The organism is Streptomyces sp. NPDC051740 (genome assembly GCF_044453165.1).
GTDB lineage: Bacteria > Actinomycetota > Actinomycetes > Streptomycetales > Streptomycetaceae > Streptomyces > Streptomyces atrovirens.
Genome location: NZ_JBITCL010000006.1, coordinates 242,567 through 264,647, shown reverse-complemented (window position 1 = coordinate 264,647; position 22,081 = coordinate 242,567). Strand labels below are relative to the sequence as shown.

Here is a 22,081-nt window from a genome sequence, read left to right as displayed (position 1 = left end):
GCGAAGGGCCGCCATGCAGAACGTGACCGCCGTGGCCCACCGCGGCGACCCCTACCGCGTCCGCGAGAACACCCTCGCCTCGCTGCGGTCCGCGCTCCACCGGGGCGCGGACGCGGTGGAGATCGACGTACGCCTCACCCGGGACGGCGTCCCGGTGCTGCTGCACGACGGCACGCTGAAGCGGCTCTGGGGACACGACCGTCCGCTGCCGTCGCTGTCGTGGGAGGAGGTGCGCGAGGTCACGGACGACGGGGTGCCCACGCTCTCCGACGCGCTGGCGGCGACGGACGGCGGCCGGGTGATGATCGACCTGCCCGGCGCGCCGGACGTCCGCGCGGTGCGCCGGATCGTGGACGCCGTACGCGAGCGGGGCGCCCAGGACCGCGTGTACTACTGCGCGGGCGCCCCCGCCATGCTCGCCGTGCGCGCGGCGGACCCGTCCGCCGAGATCGCGCTCACGCGTACGACGCTGGCACCGGCCCGCGCCGGTCTGCTGGAGGCGGTCCGTCCGCGCTGGCTGAACTACCGCTTCGGCCTGGTCGACCGCGCGCTCGCGGACCGTGTCCACCACGCCGGTCATCTGCTGTCCGTCTGGACCCCGGACACCCGCCGCTCCATGCGCCGCCTGCTGGCCCTGGGCGTCGACTCGATCACCACCAACCGCATCGACGTGCTGTGCGCGCTGCGTGCGGCCGGGAGCCGGCCGGGGCGGCAGGCACCCTAGGGGCGACCCCTGACAACTCCCCTGCGTCCTCAGGCGAGTTGGTCGGGGGCGTGCCAGGGCGGGCGCCCTCCCTGACGACGATCCGGAGGCGGCCCGCACGGCCGGAGGATGATCACGTCCTTCCGCCGAACTCCCCCGAGGAGCAACCGATGCGCACCCGCCGCCGTACCCCTCTTCTCGCCGCCTCCCTCGTCCTCGCCCTGGGCGCGGGCCCGCTCGCCGCGCCCGCGTTCGCCTCGCCCGCCCCGGCGGCGCCCGTGTGCGGTACCACCCCGTCCCACCAGGCGTTGTGCGAGGCTATCGAGGGGCTGCCCGACGGGGACGCGACCGCCGCGCTCGTCCGGCTGGGCGGCACCGAGGGTTCCTGGCAGGGCGGTTCGGGGGTGCGGGACCTGGCGAGCGGCCGGGCGGCCGACCCGGACGCGCGGTTCAGGGCCGGTTCGACGACCAAGGTGGTGACGGCCGCCGCCGTCCTCCGGCTCGCCTCCCAGGGCGAGGTCGATCTCGACGCGTCGATCGAGCGCTACTTGCCCGGCCTGCTCGGCTCCGGCTTCGAGAAGCCCGTCACCGTACGGAACCTGCTGAACCACACCAGCGGCATCCAGCCGGGCGTCAGTTGGGGGAACACCTTCGAGGAGCAGTACGCGCACCGCTACGACACGCTCACCCCGCGGCGGGTCGTGGAGTCGGCGGTCGCGAAGGGACCGGCGTTCGACGCCGGTGAGCAGCAGCGGTACCTCAACATCAACTACACGATCCTCGGCCTGCTGATCGAGAAGGTGACCGGGCACTCGTACGCCTCCGAGGCGACCAGGCTCGTGCTGCGCCCCGCCGGGATGCGGCACACGTACTTCCCCGGCACCGACCCCCGCATCCGCGGACCGCACCACCACGGTTACCAGGTGGTGTCCCAGCCGGACGGGACGACCCGGCTCGTCGACGTCACCGAGTGGAACGTGGCCGACCGCTGGGCGGCCGGGGACATGATCTCGACCACCGCCGACCTGGAACGGCTCGTCACCGCCCTCTTCAGCGGGCGGATCGTGCCCGAACCGCAGTTGCGGGAGATGTTCACGGTCCCGGCGGGCATCGAGGGCGCCGCCTACAGCGCGGGCCTGACCCGCTGGGAGCACGAGGGCACGGTCTACTGGCTCAAGACCGGCGCCCGCCCCGGCTACAGCACGGCGATCGCCGCGACCGAGGACCTGAGCCGCACCCTCGTGTACTCGCTCTCCGACACCGACGCGAAGGACACGTCGTCGAACCCGGTCGCCGACCGCATCCGCGTGGCCGCTCTCATGTAGCGAGCGCCGGGACCGTGTCCGGCGTGAGCGCCTCCAGCCGCTTGATCCTCCGGTGTACGGCGTACAGCGGGATCACGCCGAACACCCCGAACGCCATGTCGATGACGCTCCACCAGAAGGGGATGCCCCGGACCGGGCCGCAGACGAGGGCGAGCGGGATGACGCCGGCGCAGGCGATCATGCCGAACTCGATGACCCATATGTTGCGGACGGGGTCGCGGTAGGGGCCGTAGAAGGCGACCGCGATCACGAGGTGCGCGAAGGCGAGCCAGTCGGTGCCGTAGAGGAGGAAGGGGTACTCGGCGTCGGCGGTGTCGAGCCCCTGGCGTACGCGCTCGATCCAGTCCATGAGGGCGGGGAGGTGCTCCGGCGCCGACAGGGACCGGAGCAGTTCCTCGGTCCAGCGCAGTTCGTGCACCAGCGGGAAGGCCGTGGCGCCGCTGAGCACCAGGCAGACGACGAAGAAGACCAGCCAGGCGCGGATGCCCTTGAGCAGGGCGGCTCTGTCGCTCATGGCAGCAGCGTACGCCGAGAGTTGAACATGTTCAAAAACAGGTTTCACCTCTGGATACACCTCGGCCCCGGACGGTGGTTCACCGTCCGGGGCCGAGGCTTCGGCGCCTATCCGTCGAGCGACGTCATCACGTGCTTGACGCGCGTGTAGTCGTCGAAGCCGTACGCCGAGAGGTCCTTGCCGTAGCCGGACTTCTTGAAGCCGCCGTGCGGCATCTCCGCGACCAGCGGGATGTGCGTGTTGATCCACACGCAGCCGAAGTCCAGCTTCTTGGACATGCGCATCGCGCGGGAGTGGTCCTTGGTCCACACCGAGGAGGCCAGCGCGTACTCGACGCCGTTGGCGTACTCGACGGCCTGGTCCTCGTCGGTGAAGCGCTGGACGGTGATGACCGGGCCGAAGACCTCCTTCTGGACGATCTCGTCGCCCTGGTCGAGGCCGGAGACGACGGTCGGGGCGTAGAAGAAGCCCTTGTCGCCGACGCGCTTGCCGCCGGCGACCACGCGCGCGTGCGCCGGCAGCCGCTCGATGAAGCCCTCGACCTGCTTGAGCTGGTGGGGGTTGTTGAGCGGGCCGTAGAGCACGTCCTCGTCGTCCGGCATGCCGGTCTTCGTGTCGGCGGCGGCCTTGGCGAGCGCGGAGACGAACTCGTCGTGGATGGACTCGTGGACGAGCACGCGCGTGGCGGCCGTGCAGTCCTGGCCGGCGTTGAAGAAGCCCGCGACGGAGATGTCCTCGACGGCCTTGGCGATGTCGGTGTCCTCGAAGACGACGACCGGGGCCTTGCCGCCCAGCTCCAGGTGGACCCGCTTGAGGTCCTTGGACGCGGACTCGGCGACGGACATGCCCGCGCGCACCGAACCGGTGATGGACGCCATCGCCGGGGTGGGGTGCTCGACCATGAGGCGGCCGGTGTCGCGGTCGCCGCAGACGACGTTGAAGACGCCCTTGGGGAGGATCGAGCCGAGGATCCCGGCGAGCAGGACCGTGGAGGCCGGGGTGGTGTCCGAGGGCTTCAGGACGACGGTGTTGCCCGCGGCGATCGCCGGGGCGAACTTCCACACGGCCATCATCATGGGGTAGTTCCAGGGGGCGACCTGCGCGCAGACGCCGATCGGCTCACGGCGCACGAAGGAGGTCAGCCCCTCCATGTACTCGCCGGCTCCCTTGCCCTCCAGCATCCGCGCCGCGCCCGCGAAGAAGCGGATCTGGTCCACCATCGGCGGGATCTCCTCGGTGCGGGTCAGCCCGACGGGCTTGCCCGTGTTCTCCACCTCGGCGGCGATGAGTTCCTCGGCGCGCTCCTCGAAGGCGTCGGCGATCCTCAGCAGGGCCTTCTGGCGCTCGGCCGGGGTGGTGTCGCGCCAGCCGGGGAACGCCTCGGCGGCGGCCGCCATCGCGGCGTCCACATCCGCCTGCCCGGACAGCGGAGCGGTCGCGTACGCCTCGCCCGTCGCGGGGTTGACCACCTCGGTGGTCCGTCCGTCGGCGGCGTCCCGGAACTCACCGCCGATGTAGTTGCGCAGACGACGCAGCTCGGTGCTCACTGCAGGGCCTCCTGGTGTTCCTTGTGGGTGTCCGAGGTGTCTGAGGTGTCAGGAAATGCCTGGTGTCCAACCTCTGAGACACCCACCCTAAACCGACGGCCGACGTTTTCGACACCCCCACCCGCTCCACTCCTGCGAAATCCGCAAGTCGAGACGCCACAGACAACGAATTTCATCGATTGAGCCTTGCGAAACTGTCGATACGTCGTGCACAGTGGCACCGTGGCCAGTCGAAGCGCAGACCCGAGGGACTCCCGCGAGTCCAAGAACGGCGGCGGTCCCCAGTTGGACGCCGTCTCCCTCGCCATCATCGAGCAGCTCCAGGAGGACGGCCGCCGGCCGTACGCCGCCATCGGCAAGGCCGTGGGCCTGTCGGAGGCGGCCGTGCGCCAGCGGGTGCAGAAGCTGCTCGATCAGGGCGTGATGCAGATCGTCGCCGTCACGGACCCGCTCACCGTGGGCTTCCGCCGCCAGGCGATGGTCGGGGTCAACGTCGAGGGCGACGTGGAGTCCGTGGCCGACGCGCTGACCGCCATGGACGAGTGCGAGTACGTGGTGATGACCGCGGGCTCCTTCGACCTCATGGTCGAGATCGTCTGCGAGGACGACGACCACCTCCTGGAGGTCATCAACCGGCGCATCCGGGCCGTTCCCGGCGTGCGCTCCACCGAGAGTTTCGTCTACCTCAAGCTCAAGAAGCAGACCTACATGTGGGGAACCCGATAATCGTGAGCACCGGCAGCACCGAGGACCTCAGCAAGTCCGCGTACGACCACCTGTGGATGCACTTCACCCGCATGTCCTCGTACGAGAACTCCCCCGTCCCCACCATCGTCCGGGGCGAGGGCACCCACATCTACGACGACAAGGGCAGGCGCTACCTCGACGGCCTCGCCGGCCTGTTCGTCGTACAGGCGGGCCACGGCCGTCAGGAGCTCGCGGAGACCGCCTCCAAGCAGGCCCAGGAGCTGGCCTTCTTCCCCGTGTGGTCCTACGCCCACCCCAAGGCCGTGGAGCTGGCGGAGCGGCTCGCGCACGAGGCGCCGGGCGACCTCAACAAGGTCTTCTTCACCACCGGCGGCGGCGAGGCGGTGGAGACCGCCTGGAAGCTCGCCAAGCAGTACTTCAAGCTCACCGGCAAGCCGACCAAGTACAAGGTCATATCCCGCGCGGTGGCCTACCACGGCACCCCGCAGGGCGCCCTGTCCATCACCGGACTGCCGGCCCTGAAGGCCCCGTTCGAGCCGCTGGTGCCGGGCGCGCACAAGGTGCCCAACACCAACATCTACCGGGCGCCGATCCACGGTGACGACCCGGAGGCGTTCGGCCGCTGGGCCGCCGACCAGATCGAGCAGCAGATCCTCTTCGAGGGCCCGGACACGGTGGCGGCGGTCTTCCTGGAGCCGGTGCAGAACGCCGGCGGCTGCTTCCCGCCCCCGCCCGGCTACTTCCGGCGGGTGCGCGAGATCTGCGACCAGTACGACGTGCTGCTCGTCTCCGACGAGGTCATCTGCGCCTTCGGCCGGCTGGGCACCACCTTCGCCTGCGACAAGTTCGGCTACGTCCCCGACATGATCACCTGCGCCAAGGGCATGACCTCGGGCTACTCCCCCATCGGCGCGTGCATCGTCTCCGACCGGCTGGCCGAGCCGTTCTACAAGGGTGACAACACCTTCCTGCACGGCTACACCTTCGGCGGCCACCCGGTCTCCGCCGCGGTCGGCATCGCCAACCTCGACCTGTTCGAGCGCGAGGGCCTCAACCAGCACGTCCTCGACAACGAGGGCGCCTTCCGCGCGACCCTGGAGAAGCTGCACGACCTGCCGATCGTCGGCGACGTCCGCGGCAACGGCTTCTTCTACGGCATCGAGCTGGTCAAGGACAAGAACACCAAGGAGTCCTTCGACGCGGACGAGACCGAGCGCGTGCTGTACGGCTTCCTGTCGAAGAAGCTCTTCGAGAACGGCCTGTACTGCCGGGCCGACGACCGCGGCGACCCGGTCGTCCAGCTCGCCCCGCCGCTGATCTCCGATCAGGAGACCTTCGACGAGATCGAGCAGATCCTGCGCGCGACCCTCTCCGAGGCCTGGACCAAGCTGTAGGCCAAACGAGGTTCCGATCTTCCTTCTGGATGATCAACACCGGCCCCGTGCCGTCCATTCGAGTGAGAAGGGACGGCACGGGGCCGTGTTGCTGTCCGGCCACCTGCCACGGCCTGCCTAGCGTTCCATTGACTCCGCCCCTCGTTGGACGACGGGACTTCCTGGCTCACGCTGCTCCGCTGCTCAGCGAAGAGCGGAGTCTCACGCGATCGACACCAGCCGGGTTGAGCCCAGCCCGGGCGGCAACAGCGCCAAGGAGGCAGCACGTGCTTGGTTCTCGCCACGCGCTGTCCACTGCGCACGACGGTACGTGGAACCGAGAGCGTGACCGGCAGCCTGCGCTCTCGTTCCCCCATACGGGGGACACAGCACGGCATTTCCGATCCGAACCGAGGTGTACGCCATGGTGGCCCCACCGGACAACGACGTGCTCTGGGCGCGAGCCCTGCACCACCGGTACGACGACGGCTCGCCCGGACTGAGCGGGGTCTCGCTCGGCGTCCGGGAAGGCGAGATCCTCGCCGTCGGCGGCCCGCGCGGCAGCGGCAAGACGACCCTGCTGCGCTGTCTGTCCGGCCTGCTGCCCGTGAAGAGCGGCGAGGTCTGGTTCAACAGCGTGCCCGTGCACACCATGAGCCCCGTCGTCCGCGAGCGGCTGCGCCGGGACCGCTTCGGCTGGATCGACCCGGAACCGGTGCTGGTGCCCGAGCTGAACGTCTGGGAGAACGCCGCCCTGCCGCTGATGCTGCGCGGCACCGACCGGCGCCGCGCCAGGACGGCGGCCCTGGAGTGGCTGGAGCGCCTCGACATCGGCGACAGGGCCCGCAGGCACCCCGGGGAGCTGACACAGGCGGAGCGGCAGCGGGTGTGCGTCGCCCGCGCCCTCGCCCCGGCGCCCTCGGTGCTGTTCGCCGACGAGCCGACCGCCCCGCTGTACCGCGTCGACCGCGGCCACGTGCTGCGCACGCTCACCACGGCGGCCCGCTCGCACGGCATCACCGTGGTCCTCGCGACCCACGACGCACAGACCGCGGCCCTCGCCGACCGCACCGTGTCGCTGCTCGACGGACGGCGGGTGCGCACCGTACATCTGCCGCCGGTCGCCGGGGCGGCCGAGACGGAAGGCCGGGCGGCGTGCTCGCTCTCCGTCTGACCCGAAGCGCCCGCACCGCCGTCCAGCTGCGCCGGCTCCTGGTCACGGCCGCGTCCGCGGGCACGGGCTTCCTGCTGCTCAGCACCCTCGGCCACGCGCTGGGCCACCCCGACCCGGCCTCCTCGGCGCTCCGGCTGGCCTGGTGCGCGGTCCCGCTGGCGGCCACGGTGTACTTCGCGATCGCGGTCGCCCGCACCGATCCGGGCACCCGGCCCAGGCCCGGTCTGTCGGCGATCGGTCTCGGTCCCGCCCGGCTGATGGCGGTCTCCGCGGCCACCACGGCGCTGTCCTGCGCGCTGGGCTCGCTGCTGGCCCTGCTGGTCTTCCTCCAGCTGCGCGGCGACCTCACCGGCATGCCCTCCGACGGCACCGCGACGGACTTCCTCGCCACCGGCCGGCCGCTTCCGCTGCCGGCCGCCCTGACCCTGCTGGCGCTCGTGCCGCTGAGCGCGTCGGCGGCCGTGGCGGTGGCGCTGCGGCCGCGTGAGCCGGCGGCGGGCGCGGCCAGCGCGGGGCGGACGTACGGCAGGTTCGGCGCGTACCGGCGTACGGCGGTACGCGAGTCGTTCGGGGCGTACGGACGGTTCGGCAAGCACCTGGGGGCGGCGGCCCGCGGCCGGCGTACGGCCGAGGCGGCACCGGAGCGGGAGGGCACGGCGGAGGAGGCCCCCGGGACGGCCGTCGGCACCGAGCCCGCCGGCAGCGGACCCGCCGTGCCGCTCACGCCACCGTCCGGGCTGCCGTGGGGCATCGCGGTGCTGGCGGTCGGCCTGGCCGTGGAGGCCTTCGCGAGCCGTGCGGGCGGCGGGGGCGCGCCGGGTGACCGGCCCTCCGCGCTGCTCGGTCTGGCCCTGACCGCCGTCGGTCTCGCCCTGGCCGGTCCCGGCCTCGCCCATCTGTGCGGCAGGCTGCTGCAGACGGTGCGGCCCGGCGCGCTGCGGCTGCTGGCCGGGCGGGTCCTGATGACGGAGGCCACGCGCATCGGGCGCCCGCTGGGCGTGGTCTGCGCGGTGCTGTCGGCCGCGTACGCCATGGCCTCGCTGCACGACCGCGAGGACGCCTCAGCCGGCCCGCTCGTCGTGCTCGGGGTGCTGCTGGTGGCCGGCTGCACGACGGCGACGCTGCTGACGGCCGCCGTCGAGGCCAAGCAGGCCCGCGCCGGCACCACCGCCGCGCTGCGGCGCCTCGGGGCGGCCACGGGGACGCTGCGCCGGGCCGCCGTGCTCCGCGCGGGTGCGCTGCTGGCCCTGTTCGGGCCGTTGACCCTGGTCGTGGCCGAGCTGTCGGCGTGGCCGCTGGCCCGCTGAGAAGCCGTCCGGAAACCGGTTCGAAAAAAATCTCCGCGGGCCGATGAGTTCCGCGCGGACCCCCGGTCTACCCCCACGAACACCATGGAAGCGAACGGGAAAGGCCCCGCCATGTACCAGCAGATGATCTTCGTGAACCTGGCCGTCAACGACCTCGACGCCTCGAAGAAGTTCTTCACGGAGCTCGGCTACTCGATCAACCCGCAGTTCAGCGACGAGACGGCCGCGTCGGTCGTGATCAGCGACACGATCGTCGCGATGCTGCTGACCAGGGAGAAGTACGCGGGGTTCACCAAGAAGGAGATCGTGGACGCCACGAAGAGCAGCGAGGTGCTGCTGGGGCTGAGCGCGGAGAGCCGCGAGAAGGTCGACGAGCTGGTGGAGAAGGCCGTCGCGGCGGGCGGCTCGGTCACCGGCGAGACCCAGGACTACGGCTTCATGTACGGCCGCGCCTTCGACGACCTCGACGGCCACACCTGGGAGGTCATCTGGATGGACCCGGCCGCGATGCAGGGCTGACGCACACGCGGGTCCGGGGGCGCCGTTCGGCTCGGGCCGGCTTCGGGTGACGGCGCCTTGTGGCCGCCCCGAGCGGGGACGATGAGGGCCCCTCCCGCGCGTGGAGATCCCCGCTCGAGCGAAGCCGAGCGGGAGGAGCGCGCAGTTGCGAGGCGGAGGAGGGCGTCAGGGCAGAGCCCTGGCGCCCGACGAGAACGCGGCTGGGGCCCCTCCGGGCGGCGTCGTCGCCGGTGGCCGACCTGAGCCGAACGGCACCCCCTAGCATGGGCGGGTGCAGACGAGTCCCGCCCATGCCGTCCATCACGGGGACCGCGAGATAGAGACGCTCGAGGAGTTCGACGCGATCGTCTCGTCGCGCGGCACGCTCTCCGGATTCCGTGTCCAGTCCGTCGATCTGACCGACCGGACACGGGAGTTGCTCACCAACGACACCGCCGGGGCCGTCTTCCTCGGCTGCCCGATGCGTCCCGACGCGGCGGAGAAGCTCCGCGCCGACGGCGCCCTGGTGCTCCCGCCCGTCCCCGGCCTGCCCTTCGACCCGTACCGGGGGCGTCTCTACACGCCCGGCGACCTGTTCGCCTCGCTCGACAAGGGCTACGAGGCGACCCCGGACGCGCTGGCCTACACCTGGTTCCAGCGGACCAAGGCGGACGGCGACATCTTCGCCTCCATGCTGCGCGCGGTCCACGACGACTCCATGTCCGACACCCTCGACGAACTCCTGCGCGGGGCACGGGTCGTGGGCGTGATGGGCGGTCACGCGATGGCGCGCGGCACCGAGGAGTTCCGGGGTGCCGCCCGGCTCGGGCGGGCGCTGACCCACGCCGGGTTCACGGTGGCGACGGGCGGCGGTCCGGGCGCGATGGAGGCGGCGAACCTCGGCGCCTACGCGGCCCCGTACGACGACGCCATGCTGGACGATGCCTGCGAACTCCTCGCCTCCGCGCCCTCGTTCACGCCGTCGATCACCGACTGGGCGCGTGCCGCCTTCGAGGTGCGCACCCGCTGGCCGAAGGGCAACCACTCGATCGGCATCCCCACCTGGTTCTACGGCCACGAGCCGCCGAACGCCTTCGCCTCGCACATCGCGAAGTACTTCGCCAACGCCACCCGCGAGGACGGGCTGCTGGCCCGCTGCGACGCGGGCGTGGTGTTCCTGCCGGGCGCCGCCGGGACCGTACAGGAGATCTTCGACAACGCGACGCCGAACTACTACGGGTCGCGCGGTGAGCCCACGCCCATGGTGCTGGTGAACCGGGCGCACTGGACGGAGAAGCTGCCGGCCTGGCCGCTGCTGCGGTCGCTCGCCCGGGAGCGCTCGATGGAGGCCCGGATCGCCCTGGTCGACCGGATCGAGGAAGCCCCGGAGGCCTTGAAACGTCTGGGCGGTTAATAAGAAGGCAAAGCCCCGTCCCACTGTAGGCATATGCGTTGACACTACTTATGCGGCGCTTATAGACCTGAGAGCCGTACGGGAGTGCTGATGCTCCGTCAACACTCCCTCCACCCCCCGCATTTACGCTCTCCCGTAAGGACAAACGTGGCAGTTCTGTCCGTATCCCGCCGTACCGTCGCGCGCTCCGTGCGCGCCCTCGGTGTCGTCTCCGCGTCCGCCGCCCTCGCGATCGGCGTCGCCGGCAGCGCGGCGGCCTGCAACATCACCGAGTTCTCGGCCGAGGCCAAGTGCGTCGGCGACAAGGGCGTCATCACCGTCACCGACAAGGACCCGGCCGGCGTCCCCGCCACCATCACCGTGTTCCTGCAGGACAAGCAGGTCGGCGAGCAGGTGGTCAAGGGCACCGCCGAGGGCACCGTCATCACCTTCGAGGAGGACTGGAAGCCGAACGCCGAGTACCGCATCCACGTCGACGCGAAGCCCTACGTCGACGAGGACATCAAGCCGAACCTGGTCACCCCGGCGACGGCCTGCAAGACGGAGGAGGAGCCCCCGGCCGAGGAGGAGCCGGAGCCGACCCCGTCGAAGTCCTCCTCCACCCCGGCCGAGGAGCCCGAGCCGACCCCGTCGGAGCCGGAGAGCGAGAGCACCGCTCCGGCGGACACCTCGAGCAACGCGCCCTCCCCGGCCGGTGAGTCGAACCTCGCCGAGACCGGCGCCAACTCCAACACCGGTCTGATCGCCGGCATCGCGGCCGCCCTGGTCGTGGTCGGCGGTGGTGCGGTCTTCTTCGGCATGCGCCGCCGCGGGGCGAGCAACCAGCGCTGACGCCTCACGCACACATCGGCGGCCCGTCCCCTTTCCCGGGGGCGGGCCGCTTCCGTTACCGGCCGCTCAGCCGAACGTCGCCCGCTCCAGCCACAACTCCAGCAGCTTCCGGTCGCCGAGCACGTCGAGGCCGGGGGCGTCCAGCGGCAGCCGGCGGTAGAAGGCGAGGAGCACGGAGGTGAGCGGGCCGCGCAGGGCGACGGTGGCCTTCTCGTGGCCGCGCCGCCAGGAGACACCCTCCTCGCCGAGCTCGATCAGCCACTCCGAGTGGATCTCCGGCCGGGTCCCGGTGGCGTGCAGATGGATGGTGCGCCGAGGCCCCCGCAGGTCGTGCACCGTGTCGTCCGGCAGCGTCCGCTGCGCCCACTCCACGATCTCCAGCCACTCGTCGACCGCGTCCGCGGCGACCTCGGGCGCGACCTCGTAGGGCAGCCCGGCGGCCAGGGTGGCGTCCGCGCGGTGGACGGTCACCTCGTGCGTCATACGGCGGGCCCAGAACCCGGCGCTGTGAATCCCGGCCCAGCTCCACACCTTCGCGTCCGGACCGGCCTCGCGCAGCGCGCCGACGACCAGTTCGCCGGACTCCGCCAGCCAGGCGTCCAGCGCGCCGGGGTCGCCCCACGCCCCGGGCCCGGCGAACCCCGGCACCTGGTCCTCGGGGACGTCGTCCTCGGCCCCGGTCCGCACCATGACGTCCACCCAGCGCAGGGCACCGCCGGTGTGCCGTACGAGCTGCTCCAGGGACCAGTCGGGCGTGGTGGGCACGGTGCCGGACAGATCGGCGCCGGACGTCACGACCGTCCGCAACTGCCCTACCTGGTGTGCGATTTCCTCGCAGTAGCGGTCATGCGCGAGTGGTGTCATGCCGCACACCCTAGGCAGTCGCGCTCATCCCAGCACGGCGATTTCCGCCGCGTCGAACTCCACGCCGACCTCACCCCCGACCTCCGGCGCGGCCCTGAGCGCGCAGGCCGCCTCCAGGCGGGGCGCGTCCTCGGGCTGGAGGTGGACGGTGACATGGGTGCCGCGGAAGGTGCGTGCGGCCACCGTGCAGCGCAGGCCCTCGCCGACCGGGACCAGGCGGACACCGGCGGGGCGGACGAGAAGGGTCCGCGTGCCCTGCGGGGCGCCTTCCGGGACGGGGAGCTTGCCCCAGGGGGTCACCGCGGCATCGTCGCCCACCGTCGCCTCGACGACGTTCTCGAAGCCGAGGAAGCGGGCCACGAACGCGTCGGCCGGACGCTGCCACACCTCAAGCGGCGTACCGGACTGGGCGATCCGCCCGTCCCGCATCACCACCACCCGGTCGGCCAGCGCGAACGCCTCACCCTGGTCGTGCGTCACGGCGAGCACCGTGGTGCCCAACCGGCCGAACAGCTCGCGCAGTTCGACGACCAGCCGTTCCCTGAGCGACCGGTCGAGCTGTCCGAGCGGCTCGTCGAGCATCAGCAGCCGGGGGCTGGGCGCGAGGGCGCGGGCGAGCGCCACGCGCTGCTGCTCGCCGCCGGACAACGCGGCGACGGCGCGCCCGGCCGCGTCCGGCAGTCCCACCAGGTCCAGCAACTCCCTTACTCGTTCCGCCTGTTCGCTCCGCGACGCGCCGTGCATGCGCAGGCCGAAGGCGACATTGCCGCCCACGTCCCGCTGCGGGAAGAGCTGGTGGTCCTGGAACATCAGCCCGACGCCGCGCTTGTGCGCGGGCACGCCCGACTGGTCGTGTCCGTCGAGCGACACCCGCCCGGAGTCGAGAGGCTGCAGTCCGGCCACCGCCCGCAGCAGCGTGGACTTGCCGCTGCCGCTGGGGCCGAGCACACACACGATCTCGTGCTCCGCGACCCCCAGGTCGACGGCGTCCAGCACCGGCCGCCCACCGAAGCGGACGGTCGCGTCCTGAAGGCTCAGCAGCATCTAGAACTCCCCGGTCCGGTCGGTCCGCAGCCGCTCAAGGACGAGCAGCGCCACCGCGCACACGATCATCAGAATCGTCGACAGGGCCATCGCCTGGCCGTAGTTGAGGTCCCCGGGCCGCCCCAGCAGCCGCGCCACGGCCACCGGCAGCGTCGGGTTCTCCGGCCGCGCGATGAACACCGTCGCCCCGAACTCGCCCAGCGACACCGCGAACGCGAACCCGGCGGCGATCAGCAGCGCCCGCCGCACCAGCGGCAGGTCCACCTCCCGCCACGCCCGCCACGGCGACGCCCCGAGCACCGCCGCCGCCTCCCGCAGCCGTACGTCCACGGCCCGCAGCACCGGCAGCATGGTCCGTACGACGAAGGGGACGCCGACCAGCGCCTGCGCGAGCGGGACCAGGATCCAGGAGGCGCGGAGGTCCAGCGGCGGCTCGTCGAGGGCGATCAGGAAACCGAAACCGACGGTCACCGCGGACACCCCGAGCGGCAGCATCAGCAGCGCGTCGAAGCCGCGCACCAGCCGTCCCGCGTCCCGCCGGGTCAGCGCCACGGCGGCGAGACCGCCGATCACCATGGCGATGACGGTGGCGGCGACGGCGTACTGGAGCGAGTTGCCGACCGCCTCGATCGGCGCGACCAGGAACACTCCCCCGTCGTCCTGGGTCAGCTCCCGGTAGTAGCCGAGACCGGCGGCGCCGAAGGAGCGTTCCACCAGTACGGCGAGCGGCAGCAGGAGCAGTACGGCGACGGTGGCGACGACTCCGCCGAGGAGCGCCCACTGTCCGGCGCCGCGCGGACGGCGCGCGGTCACCGAGGCGTCCACCAGCCGCAGCGCGGTCTCCCGGCGCCGTACGGTCCAGGCGTGCAGGGCGAGGATCGTGCCCACGGCGACGAACTGGATCATCGTCAGGACGGCTGCCGTGGACAGGTCGAAGATCTCGGAGGTCTGCCGGTAGATCTCCACTTCGAGGGTGGAGAAGGCCGGCCCGCCCAGGATCTGCACCACGCCGAAGGAGGTGAAGGTGAACAGGAAGACCATCAGCGCCGCCGCCGCCACGGCGGGCGCGAGCGCGGGCAGGGTGACGGTCCGCCAGGCCGCGAACCGCGAGGCGCCGAGCATCCGCGCGGCCTCCTCCTGCCGCGGGTCGAGCTGCGACCAGAGCCCGCCCACGGTGCGTACGACGACGGCGTAGTTGAAGAAGACGTGCGCGAGCAGGATCGCCCACACGGTGGTGTCCAGCCGTACGCCCCACAGTTCGTCGAGGAGTCCGCCGCGGCCGACGAGCGCCATGAACGCCGTACCGACGACGACCGTCGGCAGCACGAACGGCACGGTGACCACGGCCCGCAGCACCTGCTTGCCGGGGAAGTCGAAGCGGGCGAGGACGTACGCGCCGGGCAGGGCGACCAGCAGGGTGAGGGCGGTGGAGACGAGGGCCTGCCAGGTGGTGAACCACAGGACCTGACGGACGTCGGACTGCGCCAGTACGTCCCCGATCCGCCCGAGGTGCCAGGTCCCGTCGGTCTTCAGTCCGCGCGCGACGATCGCGGTGACGGGGTAGGCGAAGAAGACGGCGAAGAACGCGACGGGCACGGCCATCAGACCGAGCCGCGCCGCGCTCCCGCGCCGCCTCGCCGCGGTCCGCGTCACTTCAGTACGAGCGAGGTCCACGACTTGACCCACTGGTCACGGTTGGCGGCGATCTTCTCCGGGTCCATGGTCTGCGGGTCCTTCGCCTGCGGCCCGAACTTCACGAACTCCTGGGGCACCCGGGCGGCCTCCCGCACCGGGTAGACGAACATGTTGAGCGGCATGTCGTCCTGGAACGTCTTGCCGATCAGGAAGTCGAGCAGGGCCTTGCCGCCCTCGGGGTTCTTCGCGTTGCTCAGCAGCCCCGCGTACTCGACCTGGCGGAAGCAGGTGCCCTCGGCGACACCGGTGGGCGCGGTCTCCGGCTTCGGGTCGGCGTAGACGACCTCGGCGGGCGGCGAGGAGGCGTACGACACCACCAGCGGCCGGTCGGCCTTGGCCTGCTTGCCGCCGGCCGAGCCGGAGAACTCCTCGTTGTAGGCCTGCTCCCAGCCGTCGACCACCTTGACGCCGTTGGCCTTGAGCTTCTTCCAGTAGTCCTGCCAGCCCTCGTCCCCGTACTTGGCCGCGGTCCCGAGCAGGAAGCCGAGGCCGGGTGAGGAGGTGGAGGCGTTCTCGACGACGAGGAGGTCCTTGTAGGCGGGCTTGACCAGGTCGTCGAGGCTCTTCGGCGGGGTCAGGTCGTGCTCGTCGAACCACGCCTTGTCGTAGTTGACGCAGACGTCACCGCTGTCGACGGGGGTGACCCGGTGCTTGTCCTGGTCCACGCGGTACTCGTCGAGGATCAGGTCGGAGCCCTTGGCCTCGTACGGCTGGAACAGCCCGTTGTCGAGGGCGCGGGACAGCAGGGTGTTGTCGACACCGAAGAAGACGTCGCCCTGGGGATTGTCCTTGGTCAGGATGGCCTTGTTCACGGCCTGCCCGGCGTCGCCGTCCTCGAGGACCTTGAGCTTGTATCCGGACTGCTCCTCGAAGGCGGCGACGACGTCCTTCGACACGGCCCACGAGTTGTGGCTGACGAGGGTCACGGTCCTGGACCCGCCGCCGCTCGAGTCGTCGCCGTCGGACGCCCCGCACGCGGACAGCGCGACCAGCCCCAGCCCGACGGCCAGGACCGTGACCTTCTTGGTGATGTCCACTTGATTCCTCCTGGGGTGACCAGGAAGAGACGCGGCCCTGCCCGGGACCCCGCTGCGGGGTCCCGGGCAGGGCGCAACAGCTCGAGTGATGACCGATCTCCCTACCCAGAATGACCTGGGCCAGGTTCGGAGGGTCTGCGGCCGGTGCCGCACTCTCAGCGCTGTGGCGCTCCCCTGTCGGAATATGTAGATGTGATTGCCCGGGTCACATTACCGTTCGCTCGCGGCGAGCTGACCACACGCCCCGTCGATCTCCTGACCACGGGTGTCCCGGATCGTCACCGGTACACCGTGCGCGGCGATCGCCTCCACGAACGCCTTCTCGTCCTCGGGACGGGAGGCGGTCCACTTGGAGCCGGGGGTGGGGTTGAGCGGGATGAGGTTGACGTGTACGGGGCGACCCTTGAGCATCCGCCCGAGGCGGTCACCGCGCCAGGCCTGGTCGTTGATGTCCCGGATGAGCGCGTACTCGATGGACAGCCGCCGGCCCGACCTGGCCGCGTACTCGAACCCGGCGTCGAGCACCTCGCGCACCTTCCACCGCGTGTTCACGGGGACGAGGGTGTCGCGCAGTTCGTCGTCGGGGGCGTGCAGCGAGATGGCGAGCCGGCACTTGAAGCCCTCGTCGGAGAACCGGTGGACGGCCGGGACGAGACCGACGGTGGACACGGTGATCCCGCGCTGCGACAGCCCGAGCCCGTCCGGCTCGGGATCGGTGAGGCGGCGAATCGCCCCCACGACCCGGTTGTAGTTGGCGAGCGGCTCACCCATGCCCATGAACACGATGTTGCTCAGCCGCGCCGGGCCGCCGGGCACCTCGCCGTCCCTGAGCGCCCGCATCCCGTCCACGATCTGGTGCACGATCTCGGCGGTGGACAGGTTCCGGTCCAGCCCGGCCTGCCCGGTGGCACAGAACGGACAGTTCATGCCGCACCCGGCCTGGGAGCTGATGCACATGGTCACCCGGTCCGGGTACCGCATCAGCACCGACTCGACGAGCGTGCCGTCGAACAGCTTCCACAGCGTCTTGCGGGTCGTCCCCTGGTCGGTCGACAGATGCCGTACGACCGTCATCAGCTCCGGAAGCAGCGCCTCCCGCAGCTTGCCGCGGGAACCGGCGGGGACGTCGGTCCACTGCTCCGGGTCGTGCGCGTACCGCGCGAAGTAGTGCTGCGAGAGCTGCTTGGCACGAAACGCCTTCTCACCGACCGCGACGACCGCCTCCTTCCGCTCGGCGGGCGTGAGATCGGCAAGGTGCCGCGGCGGCTTCTTGGCTCCGCGGGGGGCGACGAAAGTAAGTTCTCCGGGTTTAGGCATGGCGTTACCAGTGTCGCAGATCAATTCGTGTGGCCTGCAGCCGTGAGCTCTGGGGATGACAACGGTCGTCGCCGGTCGCCGTGGGCCCTCCCCGGAGGAGCAGGGCTCCACCGCTTCGGCCTCCAGGTGCTTCGCGTCCCGCCTCTTCTTCGGATACCGGGCTTCCGCCGCGCCCCCTTGGTCGCAGCGATCCCGCGGGGAGGCGCCGGTCGACGACGTGACGCTCCGCGCGCAGGTGTTCCGTGGCCCGGGAGCTGCCGGCCGGCCTTACCCGGTCCGAGTCATTCCGCTTCGGCGACCATCTTCCGGGCCGCTTCGACCTGCTGTTCCTGCTTCTCCTTCAGCGTGCGCAGAACCTTGGCACTGTCATCTATCAGCTCCTTCTGAATCGTTTTTTCGGAGCTGAACCATGTGTCCAGCAGGCCGGTTTCCTCTTTGCAGGAGAAGTCGGCGACCGCCGTCTTCTTCTCCTCCGCGGAGGGCTCATCGCCTTCGAAGGACTGCGATTCAAGTGCCTGCATGGGCGTGGCGTACGTGTACCCCTTCCCTGCCATGCACTGCGACCATTTCGATGTGGCCGTCTTGACCTTCGGATCCTGCAAGGATTTCTTGTAACTGTCGACGGATATACGACTGGCGGCCGCGACGCCCGGCTCGTAGCTGTAGGTCTTCCGGAAACTCTTGATCGCTTCTCCGAGACATCCCTCGTCGGGAATCCTCTTCCCGTTGTACTTCGCGGCCGTTTCGGTTTTCGCTCCACCTTCGGCGCTGTTCCCCACCAGAACCTTCCGTTCCTCCGGGGAGAGGCTGCTCCTTTCCGTCCCGGCCGACTGCTCCGGCGGAAATCGGTATCCGTACTGCATTGCCGTCCGCATGTCGGATATCCCGTACCGGCGGTCCGCCACCTGCCGGGTCGGCGGAATCACCGCCGGGGTGTAGTCGATACCGAAGCCCTCCATGCACTCGCGGGCCAGGAGTTCCTGCGCCGACCGGATCACGCGCTGCTCGTCCTGGGGCAGGCTGTACTCGGCGATGGGCAGCCGATACGTGTACGTCTCGCTTCCGGCCGGCGGGGAGGCGGCCGGGGCCGTCGAGGCCCGGGCGCGATCCGGAGACGCCGCGTCCTGCTGCGTGCAGCCGACCAGCGCCACCCCCGACAGCAGTGACACCAGGACGAGCGAGGGCCGTGAAGATTTCACCATGGGGAACGTCTCTCGAATGGCTGCGAAAGCGGAACGTACTCGATGCAAAAGAAAACCCTGCACGGGCCGTATGGACCGGTGCAGGGGTTTTCCTGATACCTCAGGCGGTCCAGGTGTAGCAACCGGTCGACGTGTAGCCGAATCGCAGCGAGGCGTTCTCGTTGTAGGTGTTGCGCAGTCGGGGCGCGGCGGACAGCGGCTTGAAGGAGTCGCACGGACCGCTGTAGTTGCTGTTGTAGAAGACCGTCATGTTGGCTTCGCCGCCGTTGATGAACGAGGCCGCGTTGTTCTTCACGGCCTGGCCCTGGCCCGCACCGTAGTCCAGGAAGGTGTAACCGGCAAGGTTGGGCACGCTGTCCTTCATGAAGGCCGTGCGCGAACCCTCGAAGTCGCTGTTGTAGAAGAAGACTCCGCACCATTCGGTGGTCAGGTCACAACCCTTGCCCGTGTAGGCCTGGGCCGTCGAAGCGGTTCCCAGCATCGATCCGGCCGCGATGGGCAGAACGAAGGCCAGAGGAATGAACTTCCGAGCGATCTTCACGTGCCCTCTTCTCTTGTCAATTCACCACGACTTGGCCCGCCAACCCTAAGGGCGGCACAATGCCGGCAACAATCATTTTTCAGACAAGATCCAATGCGTTGGCTTGATCTTTTCGAAAGGATGCCGGCTGGTATCCCGTTCGTCCATTGAGACCATGAATGCCGGTCCCGACGGTGGACACCGACGGAGAGGTTCCGCGGACCGGCGCACACCTCCCCGTACGCCGGGCGGGGCCGCCGAGGGACGCCCGAGCGCCATGGAGCGTGTACGGGCCACAAGCAGCGAGCCCCCGTCCGCAGGGGACGGGGGCTCGGAGGCGCTCGAACCGAAGGTGTCAGCCGCCGACGAAGAGGACGAGCAGCAGCCACACCACCGGCGCCGTCGGCAGCAGGGAGTCCAGGCGGTCCATGATGCCCCCGTGACCCGGGAGCAGGGTGCCCATGTCCTTGATGCCCAGGTCGCGCTTGATCATGGACTCGCCCAAGTCGCCCAGCGTGGCGCTGGCCGCGACCGCGAGGCCGAGCAGCAGGCCCTGCCACCAGCTGCCGCCGTCGATCAGGTACTGCATGCACAGCGCGCCGACGACCATCGCGAAGGCCACCGCGCCCAGCAGGCCCTCGCGGGTCTTGCCGGGGCTGATGCGCGGGGCGAGCTTGGTCCTGCCGAAGCGCCAGCCGACCGCGTACGCGCCGGTGTCGCTGACGACCGTCAGCAGCAGGAAGGTCAGGACGCGCCACGGACCGTCGTCGGCGGCGAGCATCATCGCGACGAAGGTCGCCAGGAAGGGTACGTAGAACACCGCGAAGACGCCCGCCGTGACGTCCTTGAGGTAGCCCTCGGGCCGCGCCGCCATGCGCCAGACCAGCACCGCCAGCGCGGTGAGCGCCGTGGCCACCCACGCGCCCTCGGCGCCCCGGGCGTACCCGGCGACGACCATGGCCGCACCGCCCAGCGCGAGCGGCACCAAGGGCGCCTTGATGCCCTTGCGCTCCCGCAGCCGCGACGTCAGCTCCCACAGGCCCACCACCACGGCGACGGCGACCACGCCGACGAAGACGGCCTTGACGACGAACAGCGACGCGACGATCACCACGCCGAGTCCGACGCCGACGCCTATCGCGGCACCGAGATCGCGCCCCGCGCTCTTCTTCTGCGGTGCGGGTGCCGGCTGCGGGGCGTCGGGCATGGGCTCCGGATTCTGCGGCACCTCCCCCGGAAGGGGTCGGGCCCGCGTCGGTTCGTCTCGGAACAAGGGGCCGCTCAGCCGAGCGGCCCCCCGGTCCACATCCTGGTCTCCGCCGTGTTCGGGTACGTCGGGCACGACGGGCATGGGGCGGGTGTGCTGCGCGTAGTGCGCATCGTACGCGGGACCCGCCGGGGCAGCTCCCTGGCCGGGCCCGTGGTCGGACGGCCCCCAGTACCCGGTCTGCGGCGTCCCCCAGGAAGAGTCGTTCATCAGACCTCGAGCAGCTCCGCTTCCTTGTGCTTCAGGAGCTCGTCCACCTGGGCGACGTACTTCGCGGTGGTGTCGTCGAGCTCCTTCTCCGCACGGCGGCCCTCGTCCTCGCCGACCTCGCCGTCCTTGACCATCTTGTCGATGGCGTCCTTGGCCTTGCGGCGGACGGAACGGATGGAGACCTTCGCGTCCTCGCCCTTGGTCTTGGCGACCTTGATGTAGTCACGGCGACGTTCCTCGGTGAGCTCGGGGAACGTCACCCGGATGATGTTGCCGTCGTTGCTCGGGTTGACGCCCAGGTCGGAGTCGCGGATCGCCTGCTCGATGTTGCGCAGGGCGCTCTTGTCGAACGGGGTCACCACGGCCATGCGCGGCTCGGGCACGGAGAACGAGGCCAGCTGGTTGATCGGCGTCAGCGCGCCGTAGTAGTCGGCCACGATCTTGTTGAACATCGCCGGGTGCGCACGGCCGGTGCGGATCGCGGCGAAGTCCTCCTTGGCGACCACGACGGCCTTCTCCATCTTCTCCTCGGCCTCGAGGAGGGTCTCTTCGATCACCACTTGCTCCTGCGTGTCTTGAGTAGGCCCGGCCGCGGTTCCCCGTCGGGGCGGCGGCCGGCTGCGTCGCGTCTTCTTCCTGCACGGTTCCCGACCGGCAGGACATTGTCCATCCCCCGGTCAGCTGCGGCCGGCTTGGTCGCCCACCAGCGTGCCGATCTTCTCACCCTTGACGGCGCGGGCGATATTGCCCTCCTTCAGGAGTTCGAAGACGACGATCGGGAGGCTGTTGTCACGGCAGAGCGTGACGGCCGTGGCGTCGGCGACCTTCAGGTCCCGGGTGATGACCTCGCCGTAGCCGAGCGCGTCGAACTTCACGGCGTCCGGGTTGGTCTTCGGGTCGGAGTCGTAGACGCCGTCCACACCGTTCTTGCCCATGAGCAGCGCCTCGGCGTCGATCTCCAGGGCGCGCTGGGCGGCGGTGGTGTCGGTGGAGAAGTACGGCATGCCCATTCCGGCGCCGAAGATGACCACGCGGCCCTTCTCCAGGTGCCGTACGGCGCGCAGCGGAATGTAGGGCTCGGCGACCTGCCCCATGGTGATGGCGGTCTGCACGCGGCAGTCGACGCCCTCCTTCTCCAGGAAGTCCTGGAGGGCGAGGCAGTTCATCACCGTGCCGAGCATGCCCATGTAGTCGGAGCGGGCGCGGTCCATGCCGCGCACCTGGAGTTCGGCGCCGCGGAAGAAGTTGCCGCCGCCGATGACGATCGCGATCTGCGCGCCGTCCCGTACGACGGCCGCGATCTCACGCGCGATGGCGTGCACCACGTCGGGGTCGACGCCCAGGCCCCCGCCACCGGAGAAGGCCTCTCCGGACAGCTTCAGCAGAAACCGGCCGCTTACTTTGCCGTCGTCGCTCTTCTCAGCCTTGGTGGTCATCGTCGGATCCCGCCTCTTTCACGTGTTGCACATACGAAGAAGGCCATTGCCGGTGGGGTGTGCTTCGCATCCCGTGCGGCAATGGCCTCCTCGTC

Annotated in this window: 21 protein-coding genes and 1 riboswitch; of the genes, 9 read left to right on the top strand and 12 right to left on the bottom strand. The window is 70.4% G+C overall.

Annotation, left to right across the window (positions count from 1 at the left end; genetic code table 11):
- The first annotated feature begins 13 nt into the window (after window positions 1–13).
- Window positions 14–724, top strand: coding sequence for a glycerophosphodiester phosphodiesterase (locus ACIA6T_RS13170; RefSeq protein WP_399446598.1), 711 nt, complete (start codon window positions 14–16; stop codon window positions 722–724).
- A gap of 149 nt (window positions 725–873) precedes the next feature.
- On the top strand, window positions 874–2,028 hold the full coding sequence (locus ACIA6T_RS13165) for a serine hydrolase domain-containing protein (protein ID WP_399446597.1): 1,155 nt from the start codon (window positions 874–876) through the stop codon (window positions 2,026–2,028).
- On the opposite strand, the gene ACIA6T_RS13160 is transcribed toward ACIA6T_RS13165, so the two are convergent.
- Together ACIA6T_RS13160 and ACIA6T_RS13155 are read right to left on the bottom strand one after the other, a co-directional pair.
- Window positions 2,021–2,542 (bottom strand): hypothetical protein, encoded by a 522-nt coding sequence (locus tag ACIA6T_RS13160; protein ID WP_399446596.1) that lies wholly within the window; start codon window positions 2,540–2,542, stop codon window positions 2,021–2,023. The genes ACIA6T_RS13165 and ACIA6T_RS13160 overlap by 8 nt on opposite strands.
- Window positions 2,543–2,649: 107 nt before the next feature.
- Window positions 2,650–4,089 carry a gamma-aminobutyraldehyde dehydrogenase gene (locus ACIA6T_RS13155; protein ID WP_399446595.1) on the bottom strand — a complete coding sequence of 480 codons (1,440 nt, stop codon included), beginning with the start codon at window positions 4,087–4,089 and terminating at the stop codon, window positions 2,650–2,652.
- Window positions 4,090–4,296: 207 nt separating this feature from the next.
- Between ACIA6T_RS13155 and ACIA6T_RS13150 the strand changes: the two genes are divergently transcribed.
- The 7 genes from ACIA6T_RS13150 to ACIA6T_RS13120 all read left to right on the top strand — a co-directional run bounded on the left by ACIA6T_RS13150 (window position 4,297) and on the right by ACIA6T_RS13120 (window position 11,394).
- Window positions 4,297–4,815 carry an Lrp/AsnC family transcriptional regulator gene (locus ACIA6T_RS13150; protein ID WP_030866046.1) on the top strand — a complete coding sequence of 173 codons (519 nt, stop codon included), beginning with the start codon at window positions 4,297–4,299 and terminating at the stop codon, window positions 4,813–4,815.
- Entirely contained in the window at window positions 4,800–6,191 is a 1,392-nt protein-coding gene (locus ACIA6T_RS13145; protein ID WP_399446594.1) for an aspartate aminotransferase family protein, read from the top strand. Before ACIA6T_RS13150 ends, ACIA6T_RS13145 begins: the two co-directional genes overlap by 16 nt.
- 403 nt (window positions 6,192–6,594) lie before the next feature.
- Entirely contained in the window at window positions 6,595–7,344 is a 750-nt protein-coding gene (locus tag ACIA6T_RS13140; protein WP_399446593.1) for an ABC transporter ATP-binding protein, read from the top strand.
- Window positions 7,326–8,651 (top strand): hypothetical protein, encoded by a 1,326-nt coding sequence (locus ACIA6T_RS13135; protein ID WP_399446592.1) that lies wholly within the window; start codon window positions 7,326–7,328, stop codon window positions 8,649–8,651. Before ACIA6T_RS13140 ends, ACIA6T_RS13135 begins: the two co-directional genes overlap by 19 nt.
- A gap of 111 nt (window positions 8,652–8,762) precedes the next feature.
- Window positions 8,763–9,170 (top strand): VOC family protein, encoded by a 408-nt coding sequence (locus tag ACIA6T_RS13130; RefSeq protein WP_399446591.1) that lies wholly within the window; start codon window positions 8,763–8,765, stop codon window positions 9,168–9,170.
- Between the two features lie 271 nt (window positions 9,171–9,441).
- Entirely contained in the window at window positions 9,442–10,563 is a 1,122-nt protein-coding gene (locus tag ACIA6T_RS13125; protein WP_399446590.1) for an LOG family protein, read from the top strand.
- A gap of 147 nt (window positions 10,564–10,710) precedes the next feature.
- A complete protein-coding gene (locus ACIA6T_RS13120; RefSeq protein ID WP_399446589.1) occupies window positions 10,711–11,394 on the top strand; it encodes an LAETG motif-containing sortase-dependent surface protein in 684 nt (227 codons plus the stop codon).
- 66 nt (window positions 11,395–11,460) lie between these two features.
- On the opposite strand, the gene ACIA6T_RS13115 is transcribed toward ACIA6T_RS13120, so the two are convergent.
- The 10 genes from ACIA6T_RS13115 to pyrH form a co-directional block, all read right to left on the bottom strand.
- Window positions 11,461–12,258, bottom strand: a complete 798-nt coding sequence (locus ACIA6T_RS13115) for a maleylpyruvate isomerase family mycothiol-dependent enzyme (RefSeq protein ID WP_399446588.1) — start codon at window positions 12,256–12,258, stop codon at window positions 11,461–11,463.
- Window positions 12,259–12,282: 24 nt separating this feature from the next.
- Window positions 12,283–13,302, bottom strand: coding sequence for an ABC transporter ATP-binding protein (locus ACIA6T_RS13110; RefSeq protein WP_399446587.1), 1,020 nt, complete (start codon window positions 13,300–13,302; stop codon window positions 12,283–12,285).
- Window positions 13,303–14,904, bottom strand: coding sequence for an ABC transporter permease (locus ACIA6T_RS13105; protein WP_399446586.1), 1,602 nt, complete (start codon window positions 14,902–14,904; stop codon window positions 13,303–13,305). It lies immediately after the preceding gene.
- 47 nt (window positions 14,905–14,951) lie between these two features.
- Window positions 14,952–16,034 carry a thiamine ABC transporter substrate binding subunit gene (locus ACIA6T_RS13100; protein ID WP_399446585.1) on the bottom strand — a complete coding sequence of 361 codons (1,083 nt, stop codon included), beginning with the start codon at window positions 16,032–16,034 and terminating at the stop codon, window positions 14,952–14,954.
- Between the two features lie 80 nt (window positions 16,035–16,114).
- Window positions 16,115–16,220, bottom strand: a riboswitch (TPP riboswitch).
- A 24-nt stretch (window positions 16,221–16,244) separates the two neighbouring features.
- Entirely contained in the window at window positions 16,245–17,351 is a 1,107-nt protein-coding gene (rlmN, locus tag ACIA6T_RS13095) for a 23S rRNA (adenine(2503)-C(2))-methyltransferase RlmN (RefSeq protein WP_399446584.1), read from the bottom strand.
- A gap of 281 nt (window positions 17,352–17,632) precedes the next feature.
- The gene (locus ACIA6T_RS13090) at window positions 17,633–18,520 is read right to left on the bottom strand and encodes a hypothetical protein (protein ID WP_399446582.1); all 888 of its coding nucleotides are present in this window, start codon (window positions 18,518–18,520) and stop codon (window positions 17,633–17,635) included.
- A 133-nt stretch (window positions 18,521–18,653) separates the two neighbouring features.
- A complete protein-coding gene (locus tag ACIA6T_RS13085; RefSeq protein ID WP_399446581.1) occupies window positions 18,654–19,094 on the bottom strand; it encodes a peptidase inhibitor family I36 protein in 441 nt (146 codons plus the stop codon).
- A gap of 334 nt (window positions 19,095–19,428) precedes the next feature.
- Window positions 19,429–20,550, bottom strand: coding sequence for a phosphatidate cytidylyltransferase (locus ACIA6T_RS13080; protein WP_399446580.1), 1,122 nt, complete (start codon window positions 20,548–20,550; stop codon window positions 19,429–19,431).
- The gene (gene frr / locus ACIA6T_RS13075) at window positions 20,550–21,107 is read right to left on the bottom strand and encodes a ribosome recycling factor (RefSeq protein ID WP_030866079.1); all 558 of its coding nucleotides are present in this window, start codon (window positions 21,105–21,107) and stop codon (window positions 20,550–20,552) included. The genes ACIA6T_RS13080 and frr overlap by 1 nt, the downstream gene beginning before the upstream one ends.
- Window positions 21,108–21,227: 120 nt before the next feature.
- Window positions 21,228–21,986 carry a UMP kinase gene (gene pyrH / locus ACIA6T_RS13070; protein ID WP_399446579.1) on the bottom strand — a complete coding sequence of 253 codons (759 nt, stop codon included), beginning with the start codon at window positions 21,984–21,986 and terminating at the stop codon, window positions 21,228–21,230.
- Between the last annotated feature and the right edge of the window lie 95 nt (window positions 21,987–22,081).

Excerpts from the sequence above, each read along its gene's own strand:
- ACIA6T_RS13170 (WP_399446598.1), top strand. The coding sequence starts at position 14 with ATGCAGAACGTGACCGCCGTGGCCCACCGCGGCGACCCCTACCGCGTC.
- ACIA6T_RS13165 (WP_399446597.1), top strand. The coding sequence starts at position 874 with ATGCGCACCCGCCGCCGTACCCCTCTTCTCGCCGCCTCCCTCGTCCTC.
- ACIA6T_RS13160 (WP_399446596.1), bottom strand. The coding sequence starts at position 2,542 with ATGAGCGACAGAGCCGCCCTGCTCAAGGGCATCCGCGCCTGGCTGGTC.
- ACIA6T_RS13140 (WP_399446593.1), top strand. The coding sequence starts at position 6,595 with ATGGTGGCCCCACCGGACAACGACGTGCTCTGGGCGCGAGCCCTGCAC.
- ACIA6T_RS13130 (WP_399446591.1), top strand. The coding sequence starts at position 8,763 with ATGTACCAGCAGATGATCTTCGTGAACCTGGCCGTCAACGACCTCGAC.
- ACIA6T_RS13115 (WP_399446588.1), bottom strand. The coding sequence starts at position 12,258 with ATGACACCACTCGCGCATGACCGCTACTGCGAGGAAATCGCACACCAG.
- ACIA6T_RS13110 (WP_399446587.1), bottom strand. The coding sequence starts at position 13,302 with ATGCTGCTGAGCCTTCAGGACGCGACCGTCCGCTTCGGTGGGCGGCCG.
- ACIA6T_RS13105 (WP_399446586.1), bottom strand. The coding sequence starts at position 14,904 with ATGGCCGTGCCCGTCGCGTTCTTCGCCGTCTTCTTCGCCTACCCCGTC.
- rlmN (WP_399446584.1), bottom strand. The coding sequence starts at position 17,351 with ATGCCTAAACCCGGAGAACTTACTTTCGTCGCCCCCCGCGGAGCCAAG.
- ACIA6T_RS13080 (WP_399446580.1), bottom strand. The coding sequence starts at position 20,550 with ATGAACGACTCTTCCTGGGGGACGCCGCAGACCGGGTACTGGGGGCCG.
- pyrH (WP_399446579.1), bottom strand. The coding sequence starts at position 21,986 with ATGACCACCAAGGCTGAGAAGAGCGACGACGGCAAAGTAAGCGGCCGG.